Origin of the sequence: Herbaspirillum rubrisubalbicans (assembly GCF_003719195.1) — a bacterium.
Lineage (GTDB): Bacteria > Pseudomonadota > Gammaproteobacteria > Burkholderiales > Burkholderiaceae_D > Herbaspirillum > Herbaspirillum rubrisubalbicans.
In genome coordinates this window covers 4,589,171-4,604,103 of record NZ_CP024996.1, presented here as the reverse complement: position 1 = coordinate 4,604,103, position 14,933 = coordinate 4,589,171, and the positions used below count along the sequence as shown (strand labels likewise).

15 protein-coding genes are annotated in these 14,933 nt (G+C 61.4%); 3 read left to right on the top strand and 12 right to left on the bottom strand.

Translation table 11 applies throughout. The features are described from left to right. Positions 1-152 precede the first annotated feature (152 nt). The gene (locus RC54_RS20470) at positions 153-1,619 is read left to right on the top strand and encodes an IS1182 family transposase (protein WP_244216356.1); all 1,467 of its coding nucleotides are present in this window, start codon (positions 153-155) and stop codon (positions 1,617-1,619) included. A gap of 118 nt (positions 1,620-1,737) precedes the next feature. Here the strand turns inward: RC54_RS20470 and RC54_RS20465 are convergent, their stop codons facing one another. From RC54_RS20465 to araD1, 10 genes are all read right to left on the bottom strand, one after another. Further along, the gene (locus tag RC54_RS20465) at positions 1,738-2,298 is read right to left on the bottom strand and encodes an acyloxyacyl hydrolase (RefSeq protein ID WP_058896697.1); all 561 of its coding nucleotides are present in this window, start codon (positions 2,296-2,298) and stop codon (positions 1,738-1,740) included. 158 nt (positions 2,299-2,456) lie between these two features. Next, the gene (locus tag RC54_RS20460; protein ID WP_061788624.1) at positions 2,457-3,416 is read right to left on the bottom strand and encodes an SMP-30/gluconolactonase/LRE family protein; all 960 of its coding nucleotides are present in this window, start codon (positions 3,414-3,416) and stop codon (positions 2,457-2,459) included. A 135-nt stretch (positions 3,417-3,551) separates the two neighbouring features. After that, entirely contained in the window at positions 3,552-4,316 is a 765-nt protein-coding gene (locus tag RC54_RS20455; protein WP_058896695.1) for an SDR family oxidoreductase, read from the bottom strand. A gap of 14 nt (positions 4,317-4,330) precedes the next feature. Then, the gene (locus tag RC54_RS20450; protein ID WP_058897649.1) at positions 4,331-5,506 is read right to left on the bottom strand and encodes a fumarylacetoacetate hydrolase family protein; all 1,176 of its coding nucleotides are present in this window, start codon (positions 5,504-5,506) and stop codon (positions 4,331-4,333) included. Positions 5,507-5,597: 91 nt separating this feature from the next. Continuing rightward, positions 5,598-7,133 (bottom strand): UxaA family hydrolase, encoded by a 1,536-nt coding sequence (locus tag RC54_RS20445; protein WP_061788750.1) that lies wholly within the window; start codon positions 7,131-7,133, stop codon positions 5,598-5,600. Between the two features lie 91 nt (positions 7,134-7,224). After that, positions 7,225-8,031 (bottom strand): transporter substrate-binding domain-containing protein, encoded by an 807-nt coding sequence (locus RC54_RS20440; protein ID WP_058896694.1) that lies wholly within the window; start codon positions 8,029-8,031, stop codon positions 7,225-7,227. A 58-nt stretch (positions 8,032-8,089) separates the two neighbouring features. Next, positions 8,090-8,824, bottom strand: a complete 735-nt coding sequence (locus RC54_RS20435) for an amino acid ABC transporter ATP-binding protein (protein WP_061788625.1) — start codon at positions 8,822-8,824, stop codon at positions 8,090-8,092. After that, positions 8,808-9,458 (bottom strand): amino acid ABC transporter permease, encoded by a 651-nt coding sequence (locus tag RC54_RS20430; RefSeq protein ID WP_061788626.1) that lies wholly within the window; start codon positions 9,456-9,458, stop codon positions 8,808-8,810. The genes RC54_RS20435 and RC54_RS20430 overlap by 17 nt, the downstream gene beginning before the upstream one ends. A gap of 9 nt (positions 9,459-9,467) precedes the next feature. Further along, positions 9,468-10,151 carry an amino acid ABC transporter permease gene (locus tag RC54_RS20425; RefSeq protein ID WP_061788627.1) on the bottom strand — a complete coding sequence of 228 codons (684 nt, stop codon included), beginning with the start codon at positions 10,149-10,151 and terminating at the stop codon, positions 9,468-9,470. Positions 10,152-10,312: 161 nt separating this feature from the next. Continuing rightward, positions 10,313-11,308 (bottom strand): AraD1 family protein, encoded by a 996-nt coding sequence (gene araD1, locus RC54_RS20420; RefSeq protein WP_058896690.1) that lies wholly within the window; start codon positions 11,306-11,308, stop codon positions 10,313-10,315. 112 nt (positions 11,309-11,420) lie between these two features. Between araD1 and RC54_RS20415 the strand changes: the two genes are divergently transcribed. Both RC54_RS20415 and RC54_RS20410 read left to right on the top strand, forming a co-directional pair. After that, positions 11,421-12,395, top strand: a complete 975-nt coding sequence (locus tag RC54_RS20415; RefSeq protein WP_061788628.1) for a LysR family transcriptional regulator — start codon at positions 11,421-11,423, stop codon at positions 12,393-12,395. Between the two features lie 298 nt (positions 12,396-12,693). Next, on the top strand, positions 12,694-13,476 hold the full coding sequence (locus tag RC54_RS20410; RefSeq protein WP_061788629.1) for a DUF3047 domain-containing protein: 783 nt from the start codon (positions 12,694-12,696) through the stop codon (positions 13,474-13,476). A gap of 58 nt (positions 13,477-13,534) precedes the next feature. Here the strand turns inward: RC54_RS20410 and RC54_RS20405 are convergent, their stop codons facing one another. Next, on the bottom strand, positions 13,535-14,254 hold the full coding sequence (locus RC54_RS20405; protein WP_058896688.1) for a DUF4088 family protein: 720 nt from the start codon (positions 14,252-14,254) through the stop codon (positions 13,535-13,537). Positions 14,255-14,408: 154 nt separating this feature from the next. After that, positions 14,409-14,930, bottom strand: coding sequence for a DUF695 domain-containing protein (locus RC54_RS20400; protein ID WP_058896687.1), 522 nt, complete (start codon positions 14,928-14,930; stop codon positions 14,409-14,411). Positions 14,931-14,933: the final 3 nt, after the last annotated feature.

Here is a 14,933-nt window from a genome sequence, read left to right as displayed (position 1 = left end):
AAAATCTAAACCCCTCCCTCCAGCCCACCCCCTCGTACTATCCAAAGCAACTCAGTCCGACAAAACTAACAGACAATAAAAAAGCCGGCAAAGCCGGCTCAGATTGATGACAAAGCCTTGGCGAAAGCCAAGGCTTTGTTGTTTAATCGGTCATGCTCAAAAAACCGACAGCCGCCCAGCACGAGTTAGAGATGGTGACCATCGAGATGCTCGTGCCCAAGGACCACCTGCTGCGCAAGATCGACGCGGCGGTGGATTTCGAGTTCATCCGAGAGAAGGTGGCGCATCTGTATTGCGCCGACAATGGCCGCCCGGCACTGGACCCGGTGGTACTCTTCAAGCTCTTGTTCATCGGTTACCTCTTCGGTATCCGCAGCGAGCGCCAGCTCATCCGCGAGGTCCAGGTCAATGTGGCCTATCGCTGGTTTGCCGGATTCCGTCTGACCGACAAGGTACCGGACTCATCCACCTTCTCCCAGAACCGGCGCCGCCGCTTCATTGATACCACCGTCTATCAAGAGATCTTCGACGAGATCGTGCGCCAGGCCATTGGACGCGGCATGGTCGATGGCCGTGTGCTCTACAGCGACAGCACCCACCTCAAGGCCAACGCCAACAAGAACAAGTTCGACTACGTTCAAGTTACCCAGACCCCCTCGGCCTATCTGGCCGAACTGGATGCCGCTGTGGATATCGACCGTGCCGAGCATGGCAAGAAACCGCTCAAGCGTGACGACGATGATGAGCCGCCCACCAAAGAGATCAAGGTCAGTCGCACCGATCCCGAGAGCGGCTACATGGTGCGCGACGACAAGCCCAAGGGCTTCTTCTACCTGGATCACCGCACCGTCGATGCCAAGCATTCCATCATTACCGATACCCATGTCACGCCCGCCTCAGTCCATGACAGTCAGCCTTATCTGGCACGCCTGGATCGTCAGCGCCAGACGTTCGGATTTGATGTACAGGCCGTTGGCCTGGATGCGGGCTACTTCACACCGGCCGTCTGCCAGGGACTGGAGAATCGCGAGATCAGCGGCGTGATGGGCTACCGCACACCCAACCACAAGCCGGGGACATTCTTTAAACGGGCGTATGAGTACGATGCCTACCGTGACGAATACATCTGCCCGCAGGGTCAACCCTTGCGCTACAGCACGACCAATCGACTGGGGTATCGGGAATACAAATCCAACCCTGAGCAATGCCGAGGCTGCAAGGTACGCGAGCAATGCACCAATAGCGCCAATGCGGTCAAGGTGGTGACGCGCCATGTGTGGGAGCGTTCCAAGGAGAAGGTGGATGATCGGCGTCGTACCGAATGGGGCAAGCGCATCTATGCCCGACGCAAGGAAACGGTAGAACGCAGCTTCGCCGACGCCAAGCAATTGCACGGACATCGTTATGCCCGTATGCGGGGATTGCGCAAGGTCGCCGAGCAGTGCTTGTTGGCGGCGGCGGCCCAGAACATGAAGAAGATTGCCCTGTTGGTGGCGCGCTTGCGCGCGCTTTTACACGGTTTGAGCGCCTCTGCCAGCGTACAAAAGTGGCTACAGCGAAAAATGCGCGCCTTGCTTGGCTTCTGCGCCATCGACCATCTGCAAATTACCTGCGCCTGAAAAACAAAACCCCGTGTTCGAAAACACGGGGTTCGTCATCAACCTGAGCCGGCAAAGCCGGCTTCTTCCTTTTTAAGCCAGGAAGATGGTTCTCCATCCTCCTGCCAACATCTAGAACTTAGAACTTATAGGCCACACGCGCCACGGCAAAGTTCACGCCGCCGTTGGGCTCCTTGATACCGCCGTTGGAGAAGTGTTGCAGGCGGATGCCCAGGTCCAGGCCATTGCTGAACACATAGCCGGCGCCGACATGGTCACCGAACTGGAAGGCGGTGGACAAGACCTTGTCGTTGTTGCGGTACAGCTTGGAGAACAGATGCACGCCGATGCCGGCTTCGCCATAGAAGCCCTTGCCATCGTCACGCTGGAAACGCAGCACCGGGGTCAGGCCCAGATCGACCAGGTTGGCGCTGTCATTGGTCTTGTTGTAGTGGTTCATGCGCCAGTTGGCCAGCGACAGATCCCAGTAGCCACCGATGTGGGTGCCGTTGGATTGCCAGAAATTCCAGTTCGGACCCCAGTTGAACTGGGCACCCAGACGGGCCAGCTGAGTGCTGTTGCCGGTACCGTATTCCAGCGACATACCGTCGAGGCCGAAGGCGTAGCTGGGGGACTGGATGGCAAAGGCGGCGACGCCAGCAAAAGCGATCTTGGCAACCAGGCTCTTCATTTTAGTCATGGATTATCTTTCAGCGCGTAAAGTGTATTGAAGGATCTTTGCTTGTACGGGACGCGGCGCAAAGCGTCCGCGATAACGCGATATTCTCTCATAATCATCACAAAAGCATACTCGCGTGTCTGATTGTGCCGCTTGCATACCACAGGCCGCCGCCACGCTCATGGGCGATAGCTGTATTCCAGCCGTCCCGCTACCGCAACCCGTATTGCCAGCACATGGCCGGAGAAGGGATATTGCGCCAGCTCGGCCTGGCTGCGGCCATTGCGTCCGGTGGTGATGAACAGCGTGCGCAGATCGGTGCCGCCAAAGGCCACCATGGTCGGGCAACGCGCCGGCAAGCGGATCTCCTGCAGGATCTCGCCGGCCGGCGACAAGCGCAACACCCGCCCACCCTCGAACATCGCACACCAATAGGCGCCTTCGCTATCGACCGCCGCCCCATCCGGGCGACCACCATAGTCGGGCGCACTCTTGTCGCTGTCGAACTGGCGCAGCAGGCGGCAGTTGCTGGTCTGGCCGGTAGCCAGGTCGTAGTCATAGACGTTGATGCGGTGTGCCGGCGTATTGGCGTGATACATCAGCCGCTGGTCCACACTGAAGGCCAAGCCATTGGAGGTGGTCACCGCATGATGGGCATCGCGCAGCGCATTGCGTTCGAAGCAATACAGCGTGCCACCCTCGCGGTCTCGCGGCTCGTAGATGGTGCCGCACCAGAAGCGCCCGGAGGCATCGCAGCGGCCATCGTTGAAGCGGATGCGGCTGGTATCGTAGGGCGCTGCCAGCAGCGCCGACAAGGCGCCATTGCCGGTATTGAGATGGAACATCCCCGTGCGCAAGGCCACCACCAGGCCGCCTTGCGCGTGCTTGACGATGCTGCCGGGTTCTTCCGGCATGTCCCAGCGCTGGTGCTGCTGCGTCTCCAGCACCAGCTTGTGGACCGCCTTGCCGGGAATGTCGATCCAGTACAGTGCCCCTTCCTCGGCGTGCCACAGGGGCGACTCGCCCAGCAGCATCGGTTCGGGGGAGATGGCGGTGATGGTGTCCGCAGAAAGGGACGGGGAGGACGCGGAGGCCAGGGACATGGGCTTGCCTGTCAGCATGAACGAGGAAGCGCCCATTATGCCTTCATGATGTCGATTGATAAACCTGATCCACACCAGCCCCCGCCAACACGATCAGCAAAAAGAAAAACGGCATGTACGAGCTGGCGTACATGCCGTTTCCCTGCCGAGAAAGTCAGTGCCCACACCTCATCAGTTGGACCATCCCCCATCGATCATATGAACCGAACCGGTGGTGAAATTGGACTCATCCGAGGCCAGGTACAGCGCCAGCGCCGCCACTTCTTCGGCCTTGCCGATGCGGCCCATGGGTTGGCGCGCCACGAAGGCGGCGCGTACTTCATCCTCGCTCTTGCCGGTTTCCTTGGCCTGGGTGGCGATGCGCTGGTTCAGCGAGGGCGATTCGATGGTGCCCGGGCAGATGGCGTTGCAGCGGATGCCCTGCGCCACGAAGTCCGCCGCCACCGATTTGGTCAGCCCCACCACGGCGGCCTTGGAGGCGCCATAGGCGAAGCGATTGGCCACTCCCTTCACGCTCGATGCAGCCGAGGCGATGTTGACGATGGAGCCGGCCTTCTTGGCCAACATGCCCGGCAGCACCGCGCGGATGGTGTGGAACATGGCCTTGGCATTGAGGTTGAAGGAAAAGTCCCAGGCCTTGTCATCGCATTCCAGAATATTGCCGGCTGCCACGTAGCCGGCACAGTTGAACAGGACGTCGACCGTGCCGATCTCGGCCACCAGCGCCTTGATGGCGGCATCGTCGGTCACGTCCAGGATGCGGGTCTCGACCCCGGCCAGACCGGCCAAGGCATCCAGGTGGGGGCGGCTGATGTCGGTGGCGATCACGCGCGCGCCTTCGCGGGCGAACAGTTCGGTGGCGGCGCGGCCGATGCCCTGGGCAGCAGCGGTGATGAGGACGGTCTTGCCGGCGAGGCGGCCAGTGGATGCGGACATGCTGATTCCTTTGATTAAATGAGTTTGCGGTTGGCCAGGTTCTTGAACAGCGCCGTCAGCCCGAAGGTCCACGGTGCCGTTTGATCGCTGAAGTTGACAGTATTCACCAGCGCGCCCAGCTTGGGAGTGGAGATGGTGACGAGGTCGGCCACCTGGTGGGTAAAGCCCTGGCCGGGACCGAAACGGTCCTGGGTCGGTGCGAACATGGTCCCCAGGAACAGCACCAGGCCATCCGGGTACTGGTGATTGGGACCGATCGCGTGTTCCACCAGTTGCAGCGGATCACGACTGATCATGGACATCGAACTGCTGCCCTTGAGCGTGAAACCTTCCGTACCATCGACTCGCATTGTAAGTTCGGCGCGGCGCACGTCGTCAATTGAAAAGTTTGCGTCGAACAGACGAATGAAAGGCCCCACTGCGCAGGAGGCATTGTTGTCCTTGGCCTTGCCCAGCAGCAGGGCGCTGCGGCCCTCGAAGTCGCGCAGGTTGACGTCGTTGCCCAGAGTGGCACCGACCACCTTGCCACGGCTATTGATGGCCAGCACGATTTCCGGCTCGGGATTGTTCCAGGCGGACTTGGGGTGAATTCCTACCTCATCGCCCAGCCCTACAGAGGACATTGGCTGGGCCTTGGTGAAGATTTCTGCATCGGGCCCGATGCCCACTTCCAGGTATTGCGACCACACCCCCTGTTCCAGCAGCACTTCCTTCAAGCGCGCCGCCTCGGGCGAACCCGGCACCACGCTGGAGAGGTTCTCGCCGATCACAGCGCTGATGGCGCGTCGTACCGATTCGGCCTTGCCGGCGTCGCCGCGGGCCTGTTCTTCGATCACACGTTCCAACATGCTGGCTACGAAGGTCACGCCGCTGGCCTTGACCGCCTGCAGGTCGATGGGCGCCAGCAGCCAGGGGCGCGAGGTGTCGCGCTGCGCGGCGTCGGCATTGTCCAGCAGCTCCTGCAGCGTGGCGATGCGCGTCATGTTGCTGGCTGCGCGCACGGCGGCAGCAGGATCGTCAAGCTCCAGCAACTGGCTGGAGGTGGCGGCGATGAGGGTCAAGTCATAGGCGCCATCGGCGTCGATCTTGACGACTACCGGACCCACCTCCGGTTGCCAGACGCGGCCGATCAGCGTGGCCTGGGCGTGGTCTTCAGGCAGGTGCGCCTGGGGTGAAAAAGTATGTGCCATGTTCATCATTCCTTATCAATATCAGTGAAGACGGTCCCGGACTACATGGGAAGCGGGCACCGCCACAATGTCATGTCCTGCATCATCAGCATCAGGTATAGACGCCGATATGCCAGGGCACGAATTCATCCTGGCCATAGCCATGCAATTCGCTCTTGGTCTTCTTGCCCGAGGCGGTATCGAGGATCATCTGGAAGAAGCGCTCGCCGATTTCCTGCGGCGTGACGTCACCATCGGCAATCTCGCCGCAGTTGATGTCCATGTCTTCTTCCTGGCGTTGCCACAGCGCCGTATTGGTGGCCAGTTTCAGCGAGGGCGCCGGGGCGCAGCCATAGGCCGAACCCCGGCCGGTGGTAAAGCAGATCACGTTCGCCCCTCCCGCCACCTGGCCGGTAGCCGAGATGGGATCGTAGCCCGGCGTATCCATGAAGACGAAGCCACGGGCAGTGACGGTCTCGGCATATTGGTACACATCCACCAGGTTGGTAGTGCCGCCCTTGGCGACCGCGCCCAGCGACTTTTCCAGGATGGTGGTCAGCCCCCCGGCCTTGTTGCCGGCCGAGGGGTTGTTGTTCATCTCGGCATCGTTCTTGGCGCAATATCCTTCCCACCAGGCGATGCGCGCCAGCAGCTTCTGGCCCACTTCGGGCGAGACGGCGCGACGCGTGAGCAGGTGTTCTGCGCCATAGATTTCCGGCGTCTCGGACAGGATCGCCGTGCCGCCATGGCGCACCAGCAAATCGACCGCTGCACCCAGCGCCGGATTGGCGGTGATGCCCGAATAGCCATCGGAGCCACCGCATTGCAGGCCCAGCGTCAGGTGTTTGGCCGACACCGGTTGGCGCTGGATGTCATTGGCCTTGGGCAGCATCTTCTTGATCTTCTCGATGCCCAACGCCACCGTCTTGGCGGTGCCGCCGGTGCCCTGGATGGTGAAGGTATGGAAGTATTCGCCTTCCTTCAGATTGTGGCTTTCCATCAGTCCAGAGATCTGATTGGTCTCGCAGCCCAGGCCCACCACCAGCACCGCGGCGAAGTTGGGATGGGTGGCATAGCCGGCCAGGGTACGGCGCAGGATCTGCAAGGGCTCGCCCTGCGAATCGGTGGCGCAACCCTGGCCGTGCGTGAGCGCTACCACGCCATCGATGTTGGGATAGGCGGCCAGCACTTCCGGGTGGATGTCGCGCCGGAAGTAATCGGCAATGGCGCGTGCGGCCGTGGCCGAGCAGTTCACCGAGGTCAGCACGCCGATGTAGTTGCGCGTGGCCACGCGACCATCGGGACGCACGATGCCCATGAAGGTGGCCGGCTCGGCCACGAAATCGACCGGCTTCACGTCCGCGCCGAAATGGTGTTCGCGCGAGAACTCGGCCATGGCCAGGTTGTGCGTATGCACGTGCTGGCCGGGCGCAATGTCCTGGCTGGCCGTGCCGATGATCTGGCCGTAGCGCTTGACCGCTTCACCCACGGCAATGGCGCGGGTGGCCATCTTGTGGCCGGCAGGGATCAGGCCCATGACCTTGAGGCCGCCTTCTTCCTGCAGCACGGTGCCGGAGATGAGCTGCTGGCGGGCAATGACGACATCATCGACGGGATTGAGTCGGATGACGGGAGAGGTAGCTTTCATGTTGATCTCGGTGAGAACGTGGATGCTGCGGGCTGGCCGCAAACGCGGCGGGCGCATGTCGCATCCGATAAGCGATGCGACATGCAGGAAATTACTTGGCGGCGAACTGTGCCAGGTCAGGCATGGGGCTGCCCACCCATTGCTGATAGATGGCGGGCAGCTTGCCATTCTTCAGGTTGGCGGTGATCCATTCGTTGAGCCACTTTTCCAGCGCCGGCTCGCCCTTGCGCAAGCCGATGGCGTAGGGAATGTCCTTGATGGCGAACTTGGTTTCCAGGTTCTTGGACGGATTCTGCTTGGCAATGGCCGAGGCCAGCGAATTGGGCGTGCACAGGGCATCGACCTGGCCCGACAGGATGGCCGCCGTCACCGTGGCATCGTCATCGAAGCGCACGATGTTGGTCCCCTTGGGAGCGATGGGCGTGAGCAGCGAATCCTGCATATTGCCGCGCACCACCGCCACGCGCTTGCCGACCAGGTCATTGATGCTCTTGATGTTTTCAGTCTTGGGCGCGGCCACCACGAATTGCGAAGCGCCATAGGGCTGGGTAAAGGCCACCACCTTCTGGCGTTCCGGCGTGATGGAGAAGGAAGAGATCACCATGTCGGCCTTGCCGGTCATCAGGAAGGGAATGCGGTTGGGTCCGGTCACCTGCACGATCTCCAGTTCCACGCCCAGGTCCTTGGCCAGCAGGCGCGCGGTCTCCACATCCGAGCCCTGCGGCTCCAGCTTGGCATTGGTCATGCCGAAGGGCGGCGCGCCCAGGTCGATGGCGACCAGGACCTTCTTGCGCGCCTTGATGTCGGCCAGGGCATCGGCTTGTGCGGCCTGTGCCAAACAAGCCAGGCCGAGTGCGACGGCGGCGGCTTTTCTGATGAAGCTGAGCAGATGGTTCATTGGGGTCTCCTGTGTAGTTGTAGGGTGCTGCTGAAAATAAAATCCATACAAGCGCAATTCAGAGGTCGCTGGCGACGAACTTCTGCAATTCGGCTGTCCTGGGGTTGCTGAAGAGTTCGTCCGGCGGTCCCATTTCCCACACCTGGCCCTGGTGCATGAACACCAGCACATCGGCCAGCTTGCGGGCAAAGGCCATCTCGTGGGTGACCAGCACCATGGTCATGCCGCCGCGCGCCAGGTCTTCCATGACTTTCAATACTTCGGCGGTCAACTCCGGGTCCAGTGCCGAGGTCACTTCATCGAACAGCATCAGCTCTGGCGCCATCGCCAGCGAGCGGGCAATCGCCACGCGTTGCGCCTGGCCGCCCGAGAGCTGCTCGGGATAGGCTTCCTTCTTGTTTTCCAGTCCGACTAGTTGCAGCACCTTGTGGGCGATCTGCTTGGCTTCGTCGGTGGACATTTTCTTGATGGTGGTCAGCGCCAGCGTGATGTTGCGCTCCACCGTCAGGTGCGGGAACAGGTTGTAGCTCTGGAAGACGATGCCGACCTGCTTGCGCAATTCGCGCAGATTGAGCTTGTCTGGATGATGAATATCATGTCCGCATACATGGATGTCGCCGGCATCGACTGTCTCTAGACCGTTTAGGCAACGCAGCAGCGTGCTCTTGCCCGAGCCGCTCTTGCCGATGATGGCCACCATCTGCCCCTGTTGCACTTCCAGCGACACTCCATTCAAGACCTTGTTGCTGCCGAAGCTCTTGTGCAGATCCTTGATCTTAACGATGGCTGACATTCAATTTCCTTTCAAAGTGCTTGGACAGCGCCGACAGCGGGAAGCACAGGCAAAAATAGATGAGGGCGACGCAGCCGAACACGGTGAACGGCTGGAAGGTCGAGTTGTTGATGATCTGGCCGGCGCGCGCGAGATCGACGAAACCGATCACCGAGGCCAGCGAAGTGTTCTTGACGATCTGCACCATGAAGCCGACCGTGGGCGGCGTGGCGATCTTGACGGCTTGCGGCAGGATCACCTTGCTCAGTTGTTCGAAGCGATTCAAGCCCAGGCATTCCGAGGCTTCCCATTGCGTCTTGGGCACCGCCTGGATGCAGCCACGCCAGATCTCGCCGAGGAAGGCTGCGCAGTAGATCGCAAAGGAAATGCCGGCGGCCACCAGTGGCGTCAATTTCAGCCCGGCGATGGCCAGTCCGAAGTAAGCCACGAACAGGATCACCAGCAGCGGGATGCCTTGCACCACCTGGATGTAGAGGCTGGCGATGGTGCGCAGGCTGGCATGGGGCGAGACCCGCCACAGCGCAATGACGAAGCCGGCCAGACCCCCGAAGACGAACGCTACCAGCGACAGCACCACGGTCCAGACGGCCGCTTGCAGCAGGTACTCCACGTGCAGGAAACTGAATGCATTCATGGCGGCTCCTTACAGGTTGGTGCCCAGCTTGCGCTTGCGCACGAAGGCCATCTGGCTGATGAGCCAGAACGCGCCACGAAACAGGAAGGACAGCACCAGGTACGCCACCGCGATGACGGCATACACCTCGAAGCTGCGGAAGGTTTCCGACTGCACCAGGTTGGCCGTGGCGGTCAGCTCTTCTGCGGAAATCTGCGAGGTGATGCTGGAGGCCAGCATGAGCAGGATGAACTGGCTGGTCAGCGAGGGATAGACGCGCTCCACCGCCGGCAGCAACACCACATGCCAGTAGACATGCAGGCGCGACATGCCCAGGCATTCGGCCGCCTCGATCTGGCCCGGATGGATGGAGTTGATGCCGGCGCGCATGATCTCGGTGGTGTAGGCGCCGACGTTGAGGGTGAGGGCGATGACGGCCGCAGTCTCTGCAGAAAGCTTCCATCCTATGCTGGCCAGGCCGAAGAACACCAGGAACACCTGCACCAGCAAGGGCGTGTTGCGGATGATCTCGACATAAGCCTTCACCAGGCCGCGCAGCACCGCCAGATGGCTTTTTCCGGCCATCGCGCACAGCGTGCCCAGCACGAAGCCCAGCACGATGGACAAGGCCGAGAGCTGGATGGTCAGCCAGGCGCCCAGCAGCAGGCGATCCCACTGCGCGAACACGCTCATGAAATCGAAGGTGTAGTTCATCGGCGCTCCGGCAATCCAGAGGGAAGGCAATAGATCAGCATGAGGGTGGTCTCCTTTATCGTTATCCTGGGGGCGGTCTTTTGTGTTGCCGCCACTTCGAGGGTCATGCGCCGCTTGGCGCGGCTATCGGCTATCGGCTATCGGCTATCGGCTATCGTTGGCTATAACTGTTTGACGCCTCCCGGCCTGAAGTGCGACTGCACATGCGCGATGCCATTGACCAGCGGTGCGCCGAACTCGGCAATGCTGATCTCGATGCTGTCGCCATCCTGGGTGCGCACGCTGTAGGCAAAGGACAGATTGGCCGCGCCCATGTAATGCACGTGGACATCGCCCGGATGCAGCAGGTGGGCATACTTGAAGTAGTGGTATTCCAGGTTTTCGATGGCGTGGCACATGTTGTCGGGGCCGGTCAGGAATTCCTGTTCCCAGATCACCCGGCCATTGCGGCGAATGCGCGTCATGCCCACCAGATGCGCCGGGGGCAGGCCCACCAGCAGCTCCGGTCCGAACGAGCAGTGACGCAGCTTGGAATGGCCCTGGTAGAGGTAATTGCGGCGCTCCATGACGTGGTCGGAGAATTCATTGCCGATGGCAAAACCGAGCCGGCGTGGACAGCCGTCTTCATCGATCAGGTACAGGCCGACGATCTCCGGCTCCTCGCCGCCATCCAACGCGAAGTCGGGACGTGGCAGGGGCTGGCCGGGGGCGACGATGCTGCTGCCATCGCCCTTGTAGAACCATTCCGGCTGCACTCCCACTGTACCGGGCGCCGGACGGCCACCGGCAATGCCCCATTCGATCATCAACTGGGTATCGGTCTTGTCGAGCTCATCGCCTTGGACCCGGCGATGCATCTTGTCGCGCGTGGTGGCGCTGCCCAGGTGCGTGGTGCCGGCGCCGGAGACCTTGCAGTGAGCCGGGTCGGGATGATCCAGCGGCGCCAGGATGCGCGCCTCGGCCAGGATGGCGGCATAGTCTTCGCACTGGTCGGTATTGAGTAGTTGCGCCAGGCGTTCCAGGCCGGTGCCGCGCTGCAGCGCCAACTGCGCCAGCTCGCGCATGGTGGCGACTTCCCCCAGCGCCTGGATGTTGCTGCCATGGACGATGCCCACACGGCGCTCGCCCTGGCGGTCACGATATTGAATCAGCCTCACCGGGTCTCCTGATCTCCATGTCCTGAGTTTTTTTCACGCATCGCCTTGCGCCAAGGGCAGATGCGCTAGCATGGTGGTTTTTCCGGGACGACTATAAGAGGCTGGTACAGGGATGTCTAATGAGCTTAATTCATCGGGTGATAACCGACTGCAGGAAGAGGGTGGTGCGCTGCCCTCGGTCGGCTCCATCGTCAGCCGCCTGCGCTTTCGCCAGGTCGCCCTGCTGACGGCGCTCGACGAACAGGGTTCGCTGCACAAGGCAGCCGAGGTCATGCACATGACCCAGCCGGCCGCCACCAAGGCCTTGCATGAAATGGAAGATGCGCTGGGCGTGACCCTGTTCGACCGCTCCCCGCGCGGCATCGAGGCCACCGAGCTGGGGCGCTGCGTGATCCGCTATGCGCGCCTGATCCAGAGCGACGTGGCCAACCTGCGCGAAGAATTGCAGAACATGATCAGCGGCCGCGGCGGGCGCCTGTCCATCGGCACCATCATGGGCGCCGCGCCCTTCGTCACGCGCGCGCTGTCGCGCCTGCGCGAGATCCAGCCGGAGGTCTCCATCGAGATCAGCGAAGACACCAGTGCGCGCCAGTTGCTGCTGCTGGACCAGGGCCGCATCGACCTGATGATCGGGCGCTCCTCGGTCAGTTCCCAACCCAACCTCTACCATTACGAAATGTTGCGCGGCGAGCCCATGTGCATCGTCAGCGGCATCGACCATCCGCTGGCCACCGCCCAGAAGGTGCGATTGCAGGAGCTGGCCGGCGCTTCCTGGATTCTCTATTCCAGCAACATGCCCATGCGCATCTGGATCGAGCACGAGTTCAAGCTGGAGGGGGGGAAGGTGCCGGGCAACGTCATCGAGACCGCCTCGCCCTTCGTCACCATCACCCTGCTGGCGCAGTCCAACATGGTGGCGGTGATGCCGCTGGACATCGCCCACTTCTTTGCCGCGCGCCAGATGCTGGGCATCCTGCCGGTCAACCTGAAGACCCGCATCGAGCACTACGGCATCGTCACCCGCAAGAACAGCACCTTGTCGTCCTTGGCCAAGATGTTCATACAAATTCTGCGGCAGCAGAACTGAGGCCCGCTGTGGCGGGCATGAGCGCGGTGCCGGCGTTGTATTCCTGAATTTTTTTTCATTCTAGGGTTTTCCCGGATAGGGTGCTGGCGGGTTTTCCTGTTAACCTTCGGGGGCGGTCGGGGTGGCCGCACTCGATGTCTGTACACGATTCCCGCAGTTGATTCCATTTCTCCGGTTGGCCCTCATGAATGTGCCTCACACGCGCGTTGGCGCGCGCCTTGCTGCTGTGCTTGCCTGTTTGATCCGTTTGACTTCTTTGGCCTGTTTGACCCGCCGCCCGTCGTCCTTTGCGCGCAGCATGTTGGCCTCGGCCGGGCTGGGAGCCGCCATGCTGCTGGCCGGTTGTGCCGCCCAGAAGGCCGCACCGGTCGATGCCGCCGCCAAGCAGGCCCGGCTGGACCAGGCGTTGGCGCTGTTTTCGACCAATCCTCCGCAGGGGCTGCCGCAGGGCTGGGAGCCGCTGGTCATCACCCGCAAGAAGATTCCCACCGAATACAAGCTGGTCGATGACCATGGCCGCAGCGTCCTGCACGCCTATGCCGACCGCGCCTCCTCGGGGTTGCGGCACGTGGTGGATATCGACATCAACAAGAAGCCGTGGCTGTCCTGGAGCTGGAAGGCGGCGGGTCTGATTCCCACCGCCGATCTCACACATCGGGAAACTGATGATTCCCCGGTGCGCATCGTGTTGGCCTTCGATGGCGACCATAACAGGCTCTCGCTGATGGACAGCATCCTGTTTGACACCGCCAAGCTGTTGACCGGGCATGAATTGCCCTATGCCACGCTGATGTATGTCTGGGATGGCCAGGCGCCGGTGGGCAGCGTCATCGCCAATGGCCGCACCGGTCGCATCCAGATGCTGGTGGCCGAAAGCGGGGCCACGCACGAGGGGCAATGGCGCTCGTACCAGCGCAATGTCGCCGAGGATTACGAACGCATCTTCGGCGAAAAGCCGGGCCGCCTGATTGGGGTAGGGGTGTTGACCGATACCGACAATACCGGTCAGAAGATGGAGGCTTGGTATGGCGACATCCGCCTCATGCGCGAGGCGGAAGCAGTGGCGCAGTCGCAGCCTTGATCCTGGGTCTTAGACATCAGAGTTCAGAGTTCAGAGCTCTGATATCAGAAGATTAAGTTCAGACCCCGCGCCACCACGCGGCGACATGGCCCCAGAAGCCCTTGGGGCCGTCTTCGAAGAGCCAGGGTTTTTCGCGCTTGAGCTTGTCCATCATGTCTTTTTCGGCCTTTTCGGAAACATTGCCGAAGGCCCGTCCCAGCTTCAAGAGGGTACGCATGGCCCCCAGCTTTTCACGCGCCACCATGCCGGAGGCATGTTCGATGGCGATATGGGTCTCGCGCAGCTCCTGTACCATGGCCGCGGCCAGCATCGCCGCCGGCGTCTTCAAGCGTTCCTGCACTACCGAGATATTGGTGGCCGAGGCCTTGATCTGCGTGGCCAGCATGTCGATCTGGCTTTCATCGCCCTTGGCCTGCTTGATGATGGCCGTGGCCCAGGCCTTGGAGGCGGCGATCAGATCGTCGGTGCTCCAGTCGTGGCGCACCGCGATCCAGAATCCATAATTGGCGGCCTGCTCGATGAGGATCTGCACCACATCCGGGAATTCCTTGTCCATCGCCCGTCTGGCCCAGGCATACTGGCCCGAGAGCATCAGGTGCTGGACCGCTTCTTCGGTCAGGAAATTGGTATTTTCCGAAAGCTTGGCCAGCAGATAGCTATCGAAGGAAGGCTTCACGAAGCCCGAGTCGATCTTGGTCGAGAGCCGCACGAAGTTCTGGTAATCGCGTTCCAGCGAGTCGTAGACCTCATCCTTGAGGAGGAGTTTGATCTGTTTCATGCGGCTTCCTTCTGGACCTGGTCCGATGATGTCGTGGCGGCAGCCAGCAGTTGGGCTGGCTGGGTCGATGGCGATGAATGCTTGTCAATATTGATGCCGATAGGAAACTTGTTATCGGCGCTCTGCGGCGAAACTTTATTTTTCCGCTGAGATTTCAGTAACTGCGCAGCCCGTAGCGTTGTCGGGTCTCCCCATCCGGCAGTAGTTGATCGCGATACAGCGCCCAGGTCGGGTCGCTCAGGGTCACGGTGCTGGTCTTGCAAGCCTGGCAAAAGCGCGCGTGGATATCGGCCACCACCGGTTCCAGTCCATTGGGATCGGTCACGTAGAACCAGGATTGCTGCTGGCCCAGGCTGAAGGCGGTGCCGACAAAAAGGCTGCGGGTCTTCTTGCCGATGGCTGCGGCCACCTGTTCCGACAAGGCTTCCAGCCTATCCTGCTCGGGCAGGGGCGGCAAGCCTTCCGGTGTGTCGGGCGTATAGGCGACCCGGGTCACCACCACGTAAGGAAAGCCGGCCAGCGGGAAGGTCCGGCGCAAGGCCATGTCCAGCTTGACGGCATAGGCATGGTTGTTGCGCTGGGTCTGGTAGCTCCACCATTCGGCCTCCTGGTCCTGCGCACTGGCTTCTTGCGCCCTCAGCGCCATCAGGAGTAACAGGATCAGCAGGCGAGGCATGGT

What these genes read in the sequence shown, in the direction of transcription:
- RC54_RS20470 (WP_244216356.1), top strand. Translation starts at nt 153, where the DNA reads ATGCTCAAAAAACCGACAGCCGCCCAGCACGAGTTAGAGATGGTGACC.
- RC54_RS20465 (WP_058896697.1), bottom strand. Translation starts at nt 2,298, where the DNA reads ATGACTAAAATGAAGAGCCTGGTTGCCAAGATCGCTTTTGCTGGCGTC.
- RC54_RS20460 (WP_061788624.1), bottom strand. Translation starts at nt 3,416, where the DNA reads ATGGGCGCTTCCTCGTTCATGCTGACAGGCAAGCCCATGTCCCTGGCC.
- RC54_RS20455 (WP_058896695.1), bottom strand. Translation starts at nt 4,316, where the DNA reads ATGTCCGCATCCACTGGCCGCCTCGCCGGCAAGACCGTCCTCATCACC.
- RC54_RS20450 (WP_058897649.1), bottom strand. Translation starts at nt 5,506, where the DNA reads ATGGCACATACTTTTTCACCCCAGGCGCACCTGCCTGAAGACCACGCC.
- RC54_RS20445 (WP_061788750.1), bottom strand. Translation starts at nt 7,133, where the DNA reads ATGAAAGCTACCTCTCCCGTCATCCGACTCAATCCCGTCGATGATGTC.
- RC54_RS20440 (WP_058896694.1), bottom strand. Translation starts at nt 8,031, where the DNA reads ATGAACCATCTGCTCAGCTTCATCAGAAAAGCCGCCGCCGTCGCACTC.
- RC54_RS20435 (WP_061788625.1), bottom strand. Translation starts at nt 8,824, where the DNA reads ATGTCAGCCATCGTTAAGATCAAGGATCTGCACAAGAGCTTCGGCAGC.
- RC54_RS20430 (WP_061788626.1), bottom strand. Translation starts at nt 9,458, where the DNA reads ATGAATGCATTCAGTTTCCTGCACGTGGAGTACCTGCTGCAAGCGGCC.
- RC54_RS20425 (WP_061788627.1), bottom strand. Translation starts at nt 10,151, where the DNA reads ATGAACTACACCTTCGATTTCATGAGCGTGTTCGCGCAGTGGGATCGC.
- RC54_RS20415 (WP_061788628.1), top strand. Translation starts at nt 11,421, where the DNA reads ATGTCTAATGAGCTTAATTCATCGGGTGATAACCGACTGCAGGAAGAG.
- RC54_RS20410 (WP_061788629.1), top strand. Translation starts at nt 12,694, where the DNA reads ATGTTGGCCTCGGCCGGGCTGGGAGCCGCCATGCTGCTGGCCGGTTGT.
- RC54_RS20405 (WP_058896688.1), bottom strand. Translation starts at nt 14,254, where the DNA reads ATGAAACAGATCAAACTCCTCCTCAAGGATGAGGTCTACGACTCGCTG.
- RC54_RS20400 (WP_058896687.1), bottom strand. Translation starts at nt 14,930, where the DNA reads ATGCCTCGCCTGCTGATCCTGTTACTCCTGATGGCGCTGAGGGCGCAA.